This window comes from Kitasatospora sp. NPDC028055, from assembly GCF_040637885.1.
In the GTDB taxonomy this organism is placed as follows: Bacteria; Actinomycetota; Actinomycetes; order Streptomycetales; family Streptomycetaceae; genus Kitasatospora.
In genome coordinates, this window is the sequence record NZ_JBEZXE010000074.1 from 15,711 (window position 1) to 31,905 (window position 16,195).

Annotated in this window: 12 protein-coding genes; 3 read left to right on the forward strand and 9 right to left on the reverse strand. The window is 73.2% G+C overall.

The features are described 5' to 3' along the window. Nucleotides 1-53: 53 nt before the first annotated feature. From AB0F71_RS37775 to AB0F71_RS37790, 4 genes are all read right to left on the reverse strand, one after another. Entirely contained in the window at nt 54-1,397 is a 1,344-nt protein-coding gene (locus tag AB0F71_RS37775; protein WP_360245105.1) for a glycoside hydrolase family 18 protein, read from the reverse strand. A 165-nt stretch (nt 1,398-1,562) separates the two neighbouring features. Further along, entirely contained in the window at nt 1,563-4,208 is a 2,646-nt protein-coding gene (gene acnA / locus AB0F71_RS37780) for an aconitate hydratase AcnA (protein WP_360245108.1), read from the reverse strand. Between the two features lie 221 nt (nt 4,209-4,429). Continuing rightward, nucleotides 4,430-4,588, reverse strand: coding sequence for a hypothetical protein (locus AB0F71_RS37785; protein WP_360245111.1), 159 nt, complete (start codon nt 4,586-4,588; stop codon nt 4,430-4,432). Further along, nucleotides 4,585-5,667: a hypothetical protein gene (locus AB0F71_RS37790; RefSeq protein WP_360245114.1), complete on the reverse strand. Its 1,083-nt coding sequence runs from the start codon at nt 5,665-5,667 to the stop codon at nt 4,585-4,587. The genes AB0F71_RS37785 and AB0F71_RS37790 overlap by 4 nt, the downstream gene beginning before the upstream one ends. A gap of 30 nt (nt 5,668-5,697) precedes the next feature. Between AB0F71_RS37790 and AB0F71_RS37795 the strand changes: the two genes are divergently transcribed. After that, nucleotides 5,698-6,045, forward strand: coding sequence for a hypothetical protein (locus AB0F71_RS37795; protein WP_360245117.1), 348 nt, complete (start codon nt 5,698-5,700; stop codon nt 6,043-6,045). A gap of 79 nt (nt 6,046-6,124) precedes the next feature. Further along, the gene (locus AB0F71_RS37800; protein WP_360245120.1) at nt 6,125-6,658 is read left to right on the forward strand and encodes a superoxide dismutase family protein; all 534 of its coding nucleotides are present in this window, start codon (nt 6,125-6,127) and stop codon (nt 6,656-6,658) included. 10 nt (nt 6,659-6,668) lie between these two features. Here the strand turns inward: AB0F71_RS37800 and argF are convergent, their stop codons facing one another. From argF to AB0F71_RS37815, 3 genes are all read right to left on the reverse strand, one after another. Then, nucleotides 6,669-7,670, reverse strand: coding sequence for an ornithine carbamoyltransferase (gene argF / locus AB0F71_RS37805; RefSeq protein WP_360245123.1), 1,002 nt, complete (start codon nt 7,668-7,670; stop codon nt 6,669-6,671). A gap of 171 nt (nt 7,671-7,841) precedes the next feature. Further along, the gene (locus AB0F71_RS37810; RefSeq protein WP_360245126.1) at nt 7,842-10,475 is read right to left on the reverse strand and encodes a polynucleotide kinase-phosphatase; all 2,634 of its coding nucleotides are present in this window, start codon (nt 10,473-10,475) and stop codon (nt 7,842-7,844) included. After that, nucleotides 10,472-12,097: a 3' terminal RNA ribose 2'-O-methyltransferase Hen1 gene (locus tag AB0F71_RS37815; protein WP_360245129.1), complete on the reverse strand. Its 1,626-nt coding sequence runs from the start codon at nt 12,095-12,097 to the stop codon at nt 10,472-10,474. The genes AB0F71_RS37810 and AB0F71_RS37815 overlap by 4 nt, the downstream gene beginning before the upstream one ends. 141 nt (nt 12,098-12,238) lie before the next feature. Between AB0F71_RS37815 and dapD the strand changes: the two genes are divergently transcribed. Then, on the forward strand, nt 12,239-13,228 hold the full coding sequence (gene dapD / locus AB0F71_RS37820) for a 2,3,4,5-tetrahydropyridine-2,6-dicarboxylate N-succinyltransferase (protein WP_360245132.1): 990 nt from the start codon (nt 12,239-12,241) through the stop codon (nt 13,226-13,228). 121 nt (nt 13,229-13,349) lie between these two features. Here the strand turns inward: dapD and AB0F71_RS37825 are convergent, their stop codons facing one another. Continuing rightward, entirely contained in the window at nt 13,350-13,649 is a 300-nt protein-coding gene (locus AB0F71_RS37825; protein ID WP_360245135.1) for a DUF6087 family protein, read from the reverse strand. 126 nt (nt 13,650-13,775) lie between these two features. Further along, the gene (gene helR, locus AB0F71_RS37830; RefSeq protein ID WP_360245138.1) at nt 13,776-15,935 is read right to left on the reverse strand and encodes an RNA polymerase recycling motor ATPase HelR; all 2,160 of its coding nucleotides are present in this window, start codon (nt 15,933-15,935) and stop codon (nt 13,776-13,778) included. Nucleotides 15,936-16,195: the final 260 nt, after the last annotated feature.

Consider the following 16,195-nt stretch of genomic DNA (forward strand, 5'->3'; position numbering starts at 1 on the left):
GGGCCGGTGCCGGTTCGAGGCTGCGGCCGGGGTCAGTCCCGGCGCAGGGAGGGTCAGTCCCGGCGCAGGCCCCGGTCGAGGGCGGCGATCGCGCTGCCCTTGGCGTCGTCGCCGTCCAGGGACCAGACCATCACCCCGGCCAGGTCGTTCCAGCGCGCGTAGCGGGCCTTCTGGGTGAGCACCTCGGCGGTGTCGTAGCTGTAGAAGGTGGAGCCGTCGTACTTCCAGGACGCGCCGTGGTCACGGTCCAGGTACACCGTGCCGGGCAGCGCGTTGAGCTCGGCGTAGGAGTGGTCGGGGGCGGCGGCGGTGGCGCCCTGGTGGAGGCCGCCGCGCCCGCCGGGGGCGACGCCCGTCCAGCCGTGGCCGTACAGCGGGGCACCGAGGACGAGCTGCCGGGAGGGCAGGCCGCGCTCCTGGTAGTGGGTGACGGCGGCGTCCGCGCTGCGCTGCCGGGCGTCCGGGTCGGCCGGGTCCGAGTAGAGGTTGGCCTGGTGGTTGGTCGGGCCCTTGCCCTCCCAGGGGCCGTGCAGGTCATAGGTCATCAGGTTGAGCCAGTCCACCGACCGGCTCAGCTCGGGCAGTTCGAGCCGGTCGGCGACCGTCTCGTTGGCGGCGACGGCGGCGGTGAGCAGGTAGTGCCTGCCCTTCCGGCCGCTCAGCGCGTCGAGTTGGCGGCGGAACTCGGCCATCAGCAGGGTGTAGTTGCGGCCGTCCTCGGGGCGGACCACGTTGCCGGCGTCCCCGCCGCCGCCCGGGTACTCCCAGTCGATGTCGATGCCGTCGAAGACGCCGGCGGCCGCGCCCGCGCCGCCCTCCGGGGAGCCGGGCAGGACCGGGAGGTCGCCCTTGAGGTAGAGGTCGATGCAGGAGGAGACGAACTTCTTGCGGGCGGCGTCGGTGGCGGCCGCGTCCGAGAAGTACTTGGACCAGCTCCAGCCGCCCAGCGAGATGACCGTGCGCAGCTGCGGGTTCTTCGCCTTGAGCTTGCGCAGCTGGTTGAGGTGGCCCTTGAGCCGCTGGCCGGGGGCGTCGGCGACGCCGTCCACCGACTCGGCGGCGGAGAAGGCGCGTTGGTAGTCGTCGTGGGCGTCGCCCTGGCCGGAGTCGTTGCTCTCGAAGCAGGTGCCGTCCGCGGAGACGTTGCCGAAGGCGTAGTTGATCACGGTCAGCCTGGCGGCCTGGCCCGAGTCCTGGACGCGCTTGGCGGAGCTGTCGGCGCCCCACTGGGTGAAGTAGCCGACCCGCTGGCCCTTCGGTCCGGGCCCGTGGTGGCCGCTCTGCGCGGCGTTCGCGGCGTTCGCGGCGGTGGGGGCGACGAGCGGGGCGACGAGCAGGGCGGCGAGCAGGGCGGCGACGGTGGTGGCGGCGAGCAGGGCTGAGGCGCGAGTGGGCATACCGGACCCGTTCTCTGAGGCGGCGTCAAATGGTCTGGACCAGATGGCACAGAGGTTTAGTCCATCGACGGCCGACCGCACAAGGGGACGTCCGCTTCCGGTGCAGCATGCAAAAGGGCCGGACCGCGTGGTGCGGTCCGGCCCCTTCGGGCGCTAGCGCGGAGCTCAGCCGATCAGCGAGCGCAGCACGTACTGCAGGATGCCGCCGTTGCGGTAGTAGTCCGCCTCACCGGGGGTGTCGATGCGGACGACCGCGTCGAACTCCTTGTCACCGGCCTTGACCTTGACGGTCTTCGGGGTGCGGCCCTCGTTGAGCTCGGTCACGCCGGTGATGGAGAAGGTCTCCTCGCCGGTCAGGCCGAGGGACTCGGCGTTCTCGCCCTCCGGGAACTGCAGCGGCAGGACGCCCATGCCGATCAGGTTCGAGCGGTGGATGCGCTCGTAGGACTCGGCGATGACGGCCTTGACGCCGAGCAGCGCGGTGCCCTTGGCGGCCCAGTCGCGGGACGAGCCGGAGCCGTACTCCTTGCCCGCCAGGACGACCAGCGGGATGCCGGCGGCCTGGTAGTTCTGCGAGGCGTCGTAGATGAACGACACCGGGGCGTCGGCCTGGGTGAAGTCGCGGGTGTAGCCGCCCTCGGTGCCCGGCGCGATCTGGTTGCGCAGACGGATGTTGGCGAAGGTGCCGCGGATCATGACCTCGTGGTTGCCACGGCGCGAGCCGTAGGAGTTGAAGTCACGCTTCTCGACACCGTTGGCGGTCAGGTACTGCGCCGCCGGGGTGCCCGGCTTGATGTTGCCGGCCGGGGAGATGTGGTCGGTGGTGACCGAGTCGCCCAGCTTGGCCAGGACGCGGGCGCCGGCGATGTCGGTCACCGGGCTCGGGGTCTTGGCCATGCCCTCGAAGTACGGGGGCTTGCGGACGTAGGTGGACTCGGCGTCCCACTCGAAGGTGTTGCCGGTCGGGACCGGGAGCGACTGCCAGCGGTGGTCACCGGCGAAGACGTCCTGGTAGCCCTTGTCGAACATCGCCTCGTCGATGGAGCCGGCGACGGTGTCGGCGACCTCCTGCTCGGTCGGCCAGATGTCGGCGAGGAAGACGTCGTTGCCGTCAGCGTCCTGGCCCAGGGCGTCCTTGGTGATGTCGACGTTCATGTTGCCGGCGAGGGCGTAGGCGACCACCAGCGGCGGGGAGGCCAGGTAGTTCATCTTGACGTCGGGGTTGATCCGGCCCTCGAAGTTGCGGTTGCCGGAGAGCACCGAGACGACCGCGAGGTCGGCCTCGTTGACGGCGGCCGAGACCTCCTCGGGCAGCGGGCCCGAGTTGCCGATGCAGGTGACGCAGCCGTAGCCGACCAGGTTGAAGCCCAGCTTCTCCATGTACGGGAGCAGGCCGGCCTTCTCGTAGTAGTCCATGACGACCTTGGAGCCGGGCGCCAGGGTGGTCTTGACCCAGGGCTTGACCGTCAGGCCCTTCTCCACGGCCTTCTTCGCCAGCAGGGCGGCGCCCAGCATGACGGAGGGGTTGGAGGTGTTGGTGCAGGAGGTGATCGAGGCGATCACGACCGCGCCGTTGTCGATCTCGTAGGTCGAGCCGTCGGGGGCGGTGACGGCGGTCGGCTTCGAGGCCTCGGCGGAGTAGGTCGGCAGCGCCTCGGCGAACCGCTCGGCGGCCTCGGCCAGGATCACGCGGTCCTGCGGGCGCTTCGGGCCGGAGATCGACGGGACGACGGTGGAGACGTCCAGCTCCAGGTACTCCGAGTAGACCGGCTCGTGCGCCGGGTTGTGCCAGAGGCCCTGCTCCTTGGCGTACGCCTCGACCAGGGCGAGCTGCTGCTCGTCGCGGCCGGTGAGCTTGAGGTAGTTGATGGTCTCGGCGTCGATCGGGAAGATCGCGCAGGTCGAGCCGAACTCCGGCGACATGTTGCCGATGGTGGCGCGGTTGGCCAGCGGGATGGCGCCGATGCCGTCGCCGTAGAACTCGACGAACTTGCCGACCACACCGTGCTTGCGCAGCATCTCGGTGATGGTGAGCACCAGGTCGGTGGCGGTGGTGCCGGCCGGCAGCTCGCCGGTCAGCTTGAAGCCGACGACGCGCGGGATCAGCATGGAGACCGGCTGGCCGAGCATGGCCGCCTCGGCCTCGATGCCGCCGACGCCCCAGCCCAGCACGCCCAGGCCGTTGACCATGGTGGTGTGCGAGTCGGTGCCGACGCAGGTGTCCGGGTAGGCCTGGCCGCCCCGGACCATGACGGTGCGGGCCAGGTGCTCGATGTTCACCTGGTGGACGATGCCGGTGCCCGGCGGGACGACCTTGAACTCGTCGAAGGCGGTCTGGCCCCAGCGCAGGAACTGGTAGCGCTCCTTGTTGCGGCCGTACTCGATCTCGACGTTCTGGGTGAACGCGTCCTTGGTGCCGAACTTGTCGGCGATGACCGAGTGGTCGATGACCAGCTCGGCCGGGGCCAGCGGGTTGATCTTGGCCGGGTCGCCGCCCAGCTCCTTGACGGCCTCGCGCATGGTGGCCAGGTCGACCACGCAGGGGACGCCGGTGAAGTCCTGCATGATCACGCGGGCGGGCGTGAACTGGATCTCCTGGCTCGGCTGGGCGTTCTCGTCCCAGCTGCCGAGCGCGCGGATGTGGTCGGCGGTGATGTTCGCGCCGTCCTCCGTGCGGAGCAGGTTCTCCAGCAGCACCTTGAGGCTGTAGGGCAGCCGCTCGGAACCCTCGACGGCGGAGAGCTTGAAGATCTCGTACGACTCGTCGCCCACCTGCAGCGAGCTGCGGGCGTCGAAGCTGTTCGCGGACACGACTGACTCCTTCTGGGTGCTTCGTGCGATATCCGGCCGCCACGCTGGTAAGGTCAGCCTTACTTAGGCTTACCTTGCCGCATCGCCGGTGAGCGCCTCTCGGCAAGTATCTTGATGTCGAGATATATCGTAAGGGGCAGTTATCTCGATGTCGAGATAAACCTTAGTGCATGCCGCCGTGATCACCACCGCAGGCATGCCCCGACGCGTTTCGGCGCAGGTCAGCGGCCGTCCGGGCCGCGGCGCTTGCGCTCCAGCCGGATCAGCCAGACCGCCCCCGCCACGATCGCGGCGGCCACCAGCAGCACCGCCACCAGCTCACCGCCGGAACCGCTGATCGGCTCGGGAGCGACGTCGGCCAGCAGGGTCGTCGTCCTCATACCTTCACCTCCTTTCCTCCGGTCCGCACCCGGTCCGCCTCCGGGTCCGGGGGTCGGGCCCGGAAGCGGCCCCGACCTTCGCCCAGGCCTCGGCCCTCGCCCAGGCCGAGCAGCAGCACCAGCAGCACCGGGAACTCCAGATACGCGTGGTAACTCGCCAACGCCGCGTACACCGAGCGGCCCTGGGCGTAATCCACGGCGAACAACACGGCCAGCAGCCCGCCCGCCGCCACCCCCAGCGCCCACGCCCGGCCGCCCCGCAGACCCGGCACCCGGGCGTCGAACCGCTCCGCCGCCTCCGGCGCGTGCCGCGGCAGGAACCACACCCACACCACGTAGTGCATCGACTGCAGGAAGGCGAACACCGCCAGGAAACGCAGCCCCACCTGCGGCGTCAGCCAGCCCGGCGGGGTGTAGACCGCCGCCAGCCGGTCCGTCCAGCCACCCGGGCGCTGGGACAGCCAGCCGTCCAGCCACCCGCTCAGCAACAGCGCCGGCACCAGCAGCACCCAGCCGCACTGCAGCACCAGGAACGCCGCACGCCCCCGCGCCAGCCGGCGCGACCACTCCGCCAGGAACAGCAGCGGCACCACGTTGTGCAGGTGCGCCAGCACCACGAAGTGGTACGCCGGGAAGGCCAGCGAGGCCGAAGCCGCACCCACCAGCCCCGCGCCCGCCACCGCCAGCAGCACCGGACGGCCGCGCAGCCCGTACCGGCAGGCCGCCGCCAGCAGCCCGTACGCCAGCAGGATCTCCGCCGACCGGGACAGCCATGACGCCGGCAGCAGCCGGCACACCACGATCCCGGTCACCAGCACCAGCAGCAGCCGCACCAGCGGACCGGCCAGCACCGCCGCGAACCGGCCCGCCACGTAGCGCAGCTCCAGCACGTTGTGCAGCAGGCCGAACACCGCCAGCCCCAGCACCGCCAGACCCGTCGGCGCGCGCAGCGCCAGCACCAACGCCACCACCGCCGCCAGCGCGAAACCTGCGAACGGCGCCCCGCCCAGCCGCACCGCCGGACCGGGCGCGGGCCAGGGCCCCGCCGTGGCGCCCGCCCGTACCCCTGTGCTCGCCATGCTCCCCCTCCCCGTGGCACGATCCCCGCCGTGCGCTACCCGGTCGCCCTCGCCCTCACCCTGCTGACCGAGACACCCGTCTACACGGCCGCCCTCACCCGGATCGGGCCCGTGCGCCCCCGGCGGGCGGCAGCCGCCGGCGTGCTCGTCAACCTGGTGACCCACTCGCTGCTCTGGTGGACCCTCCGGCACTGGACCGACGGGCCCGCCGCAGCGTACTGGACCGGCTTCGCACTCAGCGAGATCGCGGTCTGCGCCGCCGAGGCCCTGCTGCTGTGCCCCCTCGCCGGGCTGCGCCCGCGCGACCCGCTGCCCTGGATCGCCTCCGGCACCGCCAACGCCACCTCGCTGCTCGCCGGGCTGCTGCTCGGCGGCTGACCTTCACCCCGAGAGTGTCCCGGGCGGTCCGGCCGCGTTAGCAGGGTGACCGTCGCCCTGCCCGTGGAAGGCCCGACCGATGCCCGCTCCGCTCGCCGCCGCCCTGCTGCCGCTGGCCCTGCTCGTCCCCGCCGCCCCGCCGGTCTCGATCGTGGAGGCGGCCTTCGACCCGGCGACCGCCTTCGTCCCGCCGACCGCGGTCAGCTACGCCCAGGACCTCGTCCCGTACGGTTCGCACGCCCGGATCGTCACCGACCGCTCGGAGCCCGGGCGGACGGTGCTCACCCTGACGGTCACCGGGCTCGCCCCCGACCACGAATTCCCGGTGCACCTGCACACCGGCACCTGCGGGGCCGACCCGGCCGCCTCCGGGCCGCACTACCAGGACGCGGTCGACCCGGTGCAGCCGTCCACCGACCCGGCGTACGCCAACGACCGCAACGAGCTGCGGCTGGTGCTGCGCACCGACGCCGGGGGCGGCGGCACCGCCACCACCGCGGTGGACTGGCAGCCGCGGCCCGGCGAGGCACGCTCGCTGGTGCTGCACGCGGGCACCCCGGCCGGCCCGCACGCGGCGGGCGACCGGGTGGGCTGCGTCAAGCTGGACCGGTAGCGCCGGCCCCTCACGAACCGAGGGTGGCGACCAGGACCGCCTTGATGGTGTGCAGGCGGTTCTCGGCCTGGTCGAACACGATGGAGTGCGCCGACTCGAACAGCTCGTCGGTGCACTCCAGCTCGGTCATCCCGGTCGCCTCGTACATCTGCCGCCCGACCACGGTGCCGAGGTCGTGGAAGGCGGGCAGGCAGTGCAGGAACTTCACGTTCGGGTTGCCGGTGGCCCGGACGGTGTCCATGGACACCTGGTACGGCTCGAGCAGCGCGATCCGCTCGGCCCACACCTCCTTGGGCTCGCCCATCGAGACCCAGACGTCGGTGTAGAGGAAGTCGGCGCCGGCCACGCCCTCGGCCACGTCCTCGGTCAGCGTGATCCGGGCGCCGGTGCGCCCGGCCAGCTCCTGCGCCGCCTTCTGCACGTCCTCGGCGGGCCACAGGGCGCGCGGGGCGACGATCCGGATGTCCATGCCCAGCAGGGCGCCGGTGACCAGCAGCGAGTTGCCCATGTTGGAGCGGGCGTCGCCGAGGTAGGCGAGGGCGACCTCGGTGAGCGGCTTCGCGGTGTGCTCGGTGACGGTGAGCACGTCGGCCAGCATCTGGGTGGGGTGCCACTCGTCGGTCAGGCCGTTCCAGACCGGGACGCCGGCGTGCTCGGCCAGTTCCTCGACGATCTCCTGGCCGTGGCCGCGGTACTCGATCCCGTCGAACATCCGGCCGAGCACCCGGGCGGTGTCCTTGACGGACTCCTTGTGGCCCATCTGCGAACCGGACGGGTCCAGGTAGGTGGTGGTGGCGCCCTGGTCGTGCGCGGCCACCTCGAAGGCGCAGCGGGTGCGGGTGGAGGTCTTCTCGAAGATCAGCGCGAGGTTCTTCCCGCGCAGCCGGGGCTGCTCGGTGCCCGCATACTTGGCGGCCTTGAGCCCGGCCGCGAGGTCCACCAGGAAGCGGAACTCCTGGGGAGTGAAATCGAGCTCCTTGAGGAAGTGCCTGTTCCGGAGGTTGAAGGCCATGCCGGGCTCCTGGGGTGACGGGGCTGGGAGGAAAGTGGCAAGTGTATACGATGCTCGGAATTTCTATACGGAATGGGGGTGAAGGAGGGGAAGCCCCGGGTGGGACTTCCCCTCCTTCGCCCACGGCTGGGGCGCGGCTACAGTCGGGGCGCGCCTACAGCCGGGGCGCGCCTACAACCGGGGGTCGACCGGCTCCGATTCCAGGGCGAGCACCGCGAACACCGGCTCGTGCACCCGCCACAGCGGCTCCCCCGCCGCCAGCCGGTCCAGCGCCTCCAGGCCCAGCGCGTACTCGCGCAGCGCCAGCGACCGCTTGTGGCCCAGCGAGCGCATCCGCAGCCGCTCCAGGTGCTCGGTGTAGTCCGGGCCGTAGACGATCCGCAGGTACTCCCGCCCGCGGACCTTCACACCCGGCTGCACCAGGCCGCCCGGGCGGCCCTCGCCCCGCACCGTCCGCACCACCGAGGCCAGCGGCTTGACCACCATGCCCTCGCCGCCCGCCGCCGTCAGCTCCTCCCACCAGGCGGTGGCGGCCGCCACCGAGGCCTCGTCCCCGGTGTCCACCAGGACCCGGCCGGTACGGTGCAGCACCGGCGCCGCCCCGTCGTCGGCCGCGACCAGGCGGTCGATCAGGGCCAGGTGCTCGTCGTGCGGGCGCACCGCCAGGTTCACCCCCTCCGCCGCCAGCAGCTGGAACGGCGCCAGCCGGATGCCCGACAGGCCCTCGGTCGGCCAGCAGTAGCGCCGGTACGCCTCGGTGAACGCCCGGGCGTCGGCGGCGCGGCGGCGCTGGCGGGCGGTCAGCTCGCCGAGCTCCAGCCCACGCGCGGCCGCCTGCTCCAGCGCCGACAGCACCTCCGGCAGGGCGGCGCCGGCCGCCGCGCCGACCGCGGCGTACTGGCGGCGCAGCAGCTCCACCGCCTTCAACGACCACGGCATCAGCTCGGCGTCCAGCAGCAGCCAGTCACTGCCCAACTCCTCGAACAGGCCCGACCGTTCGGCCGCCGACCGGACCCTGCCGAGGACCGCGTCGGTCAGCTCCTCGTCGTCGAGGAAGGCCCGCCCGGTCCTGGTCCAGATCGCCCCCGGACCGGCCACCCCGAAGCGCCGCTCCAGCGCGGCGGCGTCCCGGGCGACCAGCAGCACCGCGCGCGAGCCCATGTGCTTCTCCTCGCACACCAGGTGCCGGACCCCGTCCGCGCGGTACGCGGCGAAGGCCTCCTCCGGGTGCTCCAGGTAGCCCTCCCGGCGGGAGGTCGGGCTCGGCGCCATGGTCGGCGGCAGGTAGGCGAGCAGCCGCGGGTCCAGCGCGAAGCGGCTCATCACCTCCAGCGCGGCCGCCGCGTTCTCCTCCCGCACCGCCACCCGGCCGTGCAGGGCGGTCTCCACCACCCGGCGCCCCGCCACGTCGGCGAGGTCCAGCGGACGGCCCTCCCGGGCGCCCGGCGCGTCGGTCAGCAGCGGACGCACCGGGGCGTACCACTCCCGCTCCGCGTCGACGCTCACCAGCTCGCGCTCCGGGTAGCGCAGCGCGGTGAGGCTGCCGCCGAAGACGCAGCCGGTGTCCAGGCAGATGGTGTTGTTGAGGAAGCTCGCGCTCGGCACCGGGGTGTGGCCGTAGACCACCAACGCCCGGCCCCGGTACTCCTCCGCCCACGGGTAGCGCACCGGCAGGCCGTACTCGTCGGTCTCGCCGGTGGTCTCCCCGTACAGCGCGTGCGAGCGCACCCGGCCGGAGGCCCGGCCGTGGTAGCGCTCCGGCAGGCCGGCGTGGCAGATCACCAGGGCGCCGCCGTCCAGCAGGTAGTGGCTGACCAGGCCGCGCATGAAGGCGCGCACCTCGGCCCGGAACTCCTCGCTCTCCCCGGCCAGTTGGTCCAGCGACTCCTGGAGGCCGTGCGAGACGGTGACCTTCTTGCCGTCCATCGCCCGGCCCAGCTTGTTCTCGTGGTTGCCCGGCACGCAGATCGCGTGACCGGCCGCCACCATGCCCATCACCAGGCGCAGCACACCCGGGGTGTCCGGGCCGCGGTCGACCAGGTCCCCGACGAACACGGCCGTGCGGCCCGCCGGGTGGACGGCGTCGACCGGGCGGCCCTCGGCGTCCCGGGCCAGGGTGTAGCCGAGGCGGGTCAGCAGGGTCTCCAGCTCGGAGCGGCAGCCGTGGACGTCACCGACGATGTCGAACGGGCCGGTGAGGTGGCGCAGGTCGTTGTAGCGCTTCTCCAGCTCGATCACGGCGGCCGCCACCTCGGCCTCGCCGCGCAGCACGTGCACCTTGCGGAAGCCCTCGCGCTCCAGGCCCTTGAGGGACCTGCGCAGCTCGCGGTGCTGGCGCGGGACGACGTGCGCGGGCAGCTGGCGGTCCGGGCGGGAGCGGTTGCGCTCGGCGCACACCCCCGGCGGGACGTCCAGCACGATCGCGATCGGCAGCACGTCGTGCGCCCGGGCGATCGCCACCAGCTGGCGGCGGGCCTCCGGCTGCACGTTGGTCGCGTCCACCACGGTGAGGCGGCCGGCGGCCAGGCGCTTGCCGACGATGTAGTGCAGGAGGTCGAAGGCCTCGGCGGACGCCGACTGGTCGTTCTCGTCGTCGGACACCAGGCCGCGGCAGAAGTCGGAGGAGACCACCTGGGTGGGCAGGAAGTGGCGGCGGGCGAAGCTGGACTTGCCCGCGCCGCTGGTGCCGATCAGGACGACGAGGGAGACGTCGGTGACGGGGAGGCGGCGGGGGGCGGGGGCCTGGTCGGGGGTGTGGTCGGGGGCGGGGGCCTGGTCGGGAGTGTGGGTCGCGTCGTCGGTCATCGGGTCTCGCCTCCTTCGGGGGTGGTGGTTGCGGGGTCGGTGGTGGTGGCGGGGGCGGTTACGGCGTGGGTGTCGGTCGTGGTTGCGGCGTCGGTGGTGGTTGCGGCGTCGGTGGCGGTGCGGAACAGGGCGAGCTGGGTCGGCGGGCCGAGCTCCGGGTCCTCCGGGCCGACCGGGCGCAGCTCCACCGTGTAGCCGTACGCCGCCGCGACCTTCCCCGCCCAGGCGCCGAACTCGGCGCGCGACCACTCGAAGCGGTGGTCGGCGTGCCGGGTCCGGCCCGCCGGCAGGCTCTCCCAACGGACGTTGTACTCGACGTTGGGCGTGGTGACGACCACCGTCCTCGGGCGGGCCGCGCCGAACACCGCGTACTCCAGGGCCGGCAGCCGCGGCAGGTCCAGGTGCTCGATCACCTCGCACAGCACCGCCGCGTCGTACCCCTTCAACCGGGCATCGGTGTACGTCAGCGCACCCTGCGCCAGCGTCACCCGCGCCGCCAGCCGCTCGGGCAGCCGCTCCAGGTGCAGCCGGCGCCTCGCCGCCTGCAACGCCCGCGCCGACACGTCCACCCCGAGGATCTCGGTGAACCGCGCGTCCTTCATCAGCTCACCGATCAACTCGCCCTGGCCGCAGCCCAGATCGGCGACCCGGGCCGCGCCGCCGTCGCGCAGGGCGGCCAGGATCGCGGCGCGGCGCTGCTCGGCGAGGGACGGCGGCCGGGGCTCCTGCCGGCCGTCCTGCCCGCCCGGGACGGGACCGGCGGCCCCCTGCCCCTCCTCCTCGGGCCGGTCGTCGACCGCGTTGTCGATCTCCTCGACCTCGCGGTCGTCCGCCTCGGCCAGCCGGGCCAGCTCCAGTCGCTCCATCGCGGCCCTGGTCAGCGACCAGCGCCGGGCCAGGTAGCGGCGGGTGATCAGGGCGCGCTCCGGGTGCGCCGCCAACCAGCCCTCACCGGCGGCGAGCAGCTTGTCCACCTCGTCCGGGGCGACCCAGTAGTGCTTCGCACCGTCCAGTACCGGCAGCAGCACGTACAGCTGCTGGAGCGCGTCGGCCAGCCGCACCGACTCCGAGGCGAGCACGACCCGCACGTAGCGGGACTCGCCCCACTCCGGGAAGGCCTCGTCCAGCGGGACCGCCGTCGCCTCCACCCGCCAGCCCAGCGGCTCGAACAGCCGGGCCACCATCGCCGGACCGCCGCCCTCGCCCGCACCGTTCGCGGGCACCGCGGGCAGCTCGATCCGCAGCGGGCGGACCAGCCCCGGCAGCTCCGGACGGGCCGGGCAGGCGCCCTTCATCGCCGACCGGAACACCGTCCGCAACGTCACCGCGAGCAGCGAGGACGCGGCGTACGGGCGGTCGTTGACGTACTGGGAGAGCGCGAAGTCGGGCGAGCCGCCGCGCCCCCTGCCGTCGCCCCGACCCTTGCGGACCAGCGCGATCGGGTCGATGTCCAGCAGCAGCGCCGCGGTGCAGGCCTCGTCCTCCGCCCGGGGGTAGAAGACGTGGGCCTCACCGTGCGACGTCGTGAACCGCTGGACCTTGCCGGGATGCTTGTGCAGCAGGAACCCGAGATCCGTCGCCGGGCTCTCGGCGCTGCCGGTAGTGGAAATCGACATGAACACCCGGCCGAGTATTGCCCAGCGGGAGACGTCCGAGCACCGGGTTTTCCCGCCCCGCGCGGCGCCGGCCTGCGGGTCCGACCCGCCTGTCCGGACGATGGGCGTGTTCGGCGGCCGGGCCCCCCATTGGTTAACGTGCACGGTGTGACTGCTGAATCCACCTCCCTCACCAAGGGCGCCGTGGCCGCCGGCCTGGCCACCATCGCCGCCGACGGCACCGTCCTCGACACCTGGTACCCCGCCCCCGCGCCGGCCGCCGAACCCGGCCCGGCCGGCACCGTGCGCCTGACCGCCGAGCAGGCCGAGGCCGAGCTCGGCGCCGGCGCCGCCGAAGCGCTGCGTGCCGACGCCCGCCGCGGCGTCGAGGTGGTCGCCGTGCGCACCACCATCGCCTCGCTCGACGAGAAGCCGCTCGACACCCACGACGTGTACCTGCGCCTGCACCTGCTCAGCCACCGGCTGGTCCGGCCGCACGGCCTGAACCTGGACGGCATCTTCGGCCTGCTCGCCAACGTCGCCTGGACCAGCATCGGCCCCGTCCCGGTCGACCGGGTCGAGCAGGCCCGCCTCGCCGTCCGCGCCCAGGGCGGCCAGCTGGCCGTCTACGGGATCGACAAGTTCCCGCGGATGACCGACTACGTCGCCCCCAGTGGTGTGCGCATCGCCCACGCCGACCGCGTCCGGCTCGGCGCCCACCTCGCCGCCGGCACCACCGTGATGCACGAGGGCTTCGTCAACTTCAACGCCGGCACCCTCGGCACCTCGATGGTCGAGGGCCGGATCAGCGCGGGCGTCGTCGTCGGCGACCACAGCGACATCGGCGGCGGCGCCTCGATCATGGGCACCCTGTCCGGTGGCGGCAAGCAGGTCGTCTCCGTCGGCGAGCGCTGCCTGCTCGGCGCCAACGCGGGCATCGGGATCTCGCTCGGCAGCGACTGCGTCGTCGAGGCCGGCCTCTACGTCACCGCCGGCACCCGGGTCACCACCCCGGACGGCACGGTGGCCAAGGCCGTCGAGCTGTCCGGCCAGGACAACCTGCTGTTCCGCCGCAACTCGCAGACCGGCGCGGTCGAGGTCATCGCCCGCTCCGGCTCCTGGGGCGGCCTGAACGCGGACCTGCACGCCCACAACTGACCTGTGGGGCAAGGCTGTTGGGTCGAGGGGCCCGGCGCGGGTGCGCCGGGCCCCTCGGCTTGTGCGGCCCCGGTGGCTTGTGTGACTCCGGCGGCCCCGGTGGCCCTGGTGGCCCCGGTGGCTACGGGCGGCGGTGGCGCCCCGGTGCCTTCCGCGGCCGCGGCGCTGCGTACGGTGGCCGCCGTACGCCGTCGCCCTCGATCCCGTGCAGGATCCGCTGGGCGACCGCGTAGTCCTCGGCCACCGTCTCCGGCAGCCACTGGAAACCGTCCCAGCGCACGATCAGCCGTGGCCCGTCCCGCCCCACATGGGCACCCCGCGGCCCCCCACCACCGAGCGGCACCGCCCTCAACTGTCCCACCGGCCGCAGCCGTTGCTCCCGCCGCTCGGCCCACGCCGCCAGTGGTTCGTCCTCGTCCATCGCCCCAGTCTGGCCCGCGTACACCGACCGCCGACAGCCCCGTCACCCGACCGGGGGACCTCCGGCCCGTACGGACACCGGTCGCCCCCACGCTCGTCAGCGGCCGTCAGTGGCTGTCAGTAGCTGTCAGTGGCTGTGCAGGACGACGAGTTGACGGGTCGCCCTGGTCATCGCGACGTAGCGGTCGACCGCGCCCTCGACACCGTCACCGAACGCCTCCGGTTCGACCAGGACCACCAGGTCGAACTCCAGCCCCTTGGCCAACTCCGGGGTGAGCGAACGGACCCGCGGCCGCTCCCGGAACCCCGGATCGCCGATGACGCAGGCGACGCCCTCGTCGTGCTCGGCGAGCCAGGAGTCCAGGACCGCCGGCAGCTCCGCCACCGCACCGTGCCGCACCGGCAGGCCGCTGCTGCGCACCGAGGTCGGCACGTTGGCGTCCGGGAGCGCCGCCCGGACGACCGGTTCGGCCTCCGCCATCACCTCGGCCGGCGTGCGGTAGTTGATGCTCAGCGAGGCCATCGTGGTGCGGTCGAGGCCGACCCGGTCGAGCCGCTCCTGCCACGACTCGGCGAAGCCGTGCCTGGCCTGGGCCCGGTCCCCGACGATGGTGAAGCTCCGGGACGGGCAGCGCCGCAGCAGCATCTGCCACTCGGCGTCGGTCAGCTCCTGGGCCTCGTCCACCACGATGTGGGCGAACGGGCCCGCCAGCGGCTCCGCGTCGGCGGCGGGCAGCGCGTCCTCGTCGACCAGGGTGTCCTGGAGGTCCCGGCCGCGCAGCATCGTGACCACGCCCTCGCCGTCGTCGTCGGCCTGGATCAAGTCGCCGATCACGTCCGCCATCCGCTCGCGCTCGGCGGCCGCCGAGGCACGCCGGCGCTGCCGGCGCAGGGTCGCCTCGCGGTCCCCGAGCCGCTGCCGGGCCGCGTCCAGCAGCGGCAGGTCGGAGACCGTCCACGCCTGCGGGGCGTGCTTGCGCTGGAGCGCGCGGACCTCCTCCGGGGTGAGGTGCGGCGCGCACATCCGCAGGTAGGCGGGCACCGACCAGAGGTCGCCGACCAGGTCCGCCGCCTCCAGCAGCGGCCACGCCCGGTTGAGTGTGCCGACCAGCTCCCGGTCCTGCCGCAGCGCACGACGGAACAGCTCGGGCGAGACCTCCTCCTCGTCCTGCTCCAGCCGGTCCAGCAGGATCGCCACCAGCTCGTCCCAGATCTGCTCGCGCGCCTCGTTGTGCGGGGTGCCCGGATCCGGGGCGTCGAAGGCCTCGGCCCAGTCCTGGGCACTCAGCCGCAGGTCCGCCCAGGGGGTGCTGACCAGCAACTCCTCGGTCGGCGGCTCCTCGTAGAACCGGACGGCCTTCTCGATCGCCCGCACCAGCTCCACCGAGGACTTCAGCCGCGCCACCTCCCGGTCCGCCTCCTCCGGCGCGTCCGCACCCTCGGGGACCAAGTCCCGCAGGGTGCAGGTGCGCACGCCCTCCTCGCCGAGGCCGGGCAGGACGTCGGCGACGTAGTTCAGGTAGGGCTGGTGCGGGCCGACGAACAGCACCCCGCCACGGCGGTGGCCGAGGCGGGGGTCGGCGTACAGCAGGTAGGCGGAGCGGTGCAGGGCCACCACCGTCTTGCCGGTGCCGGGGCCACCGTCGACCACCAGGGCGCCGCGCGAGCCGGCCCGGATGATCGCGTCCTGGTCGGCCTGGATGGTGGCCAGCACGTCCCGCATCCGGGCCGAGCGGTTGCCGCCCAGGCTGGCGATGAACGCGGACTGGTCGTCCAGCGCGGCATGCCCGGCGAGGCCCTCCGCGGTGAACACCTCGTCCCAGTAGTCGGAGATCCGGCCTCGGGTCCAGCGGTAGCGACGGCGGCTCGCCAGGCCCATCGGGTCCGCGTGGGTCGCCGCGAAGAACGGCTCGGCGGCGGGCGAGCGCCAGTCGACCAGCAGCCGCCGACCCTCGCTGTCGGTCAGCCCGAGCCGGCCGATGTACAGCGGCTCGGCGCCGTCCTCGGCGACGATGCGCCCCAGGCACAGGTCCAGGCCGTAGCGGCGCAGGGCGCGCAGCCGGCCGCTCAGCCGGTACACCTCGAGGTCGCGGTCCATCGCCGCCTGCCCGGCACCCCCGGGGGCACGGCGCACGGCGTCGAGCTGGTCGGAGAGCTCGGCGATCGCCCGGGCCAGGCTCTCCGCGATCGCCGCGAAGTGCCGCTCGTCGGCCGCGACGAGCGCGGGGTCGGCCTTGGCGGACAGCCGCTCGGGGAGGTCAAAAGCGCTGGTGGTCAGGGGGTTCATGGCATCAGCTCCGATCTGAGGCCTGCGATTGTGCGCCATCCCGGGGGCCTTGCCGCAAGACCCCCGGTGCGCTATATGTTGAGAGTGGGAAGGGGTGGGTTCTCCCCCTTTTTCTCTCTCCGGGCTCTCGCATCGGGCCTCTCTCCTGCTCTTCGGGCGCCCGGCGCGGCGTCGGCGGCGCGCCGGGCGCCCCGCTCTTGTTCCTCACCGGTTCTCTGGGGCCCTCCCCAGATCGGAAGAGCGTCGGGGAGGGGCAGAGT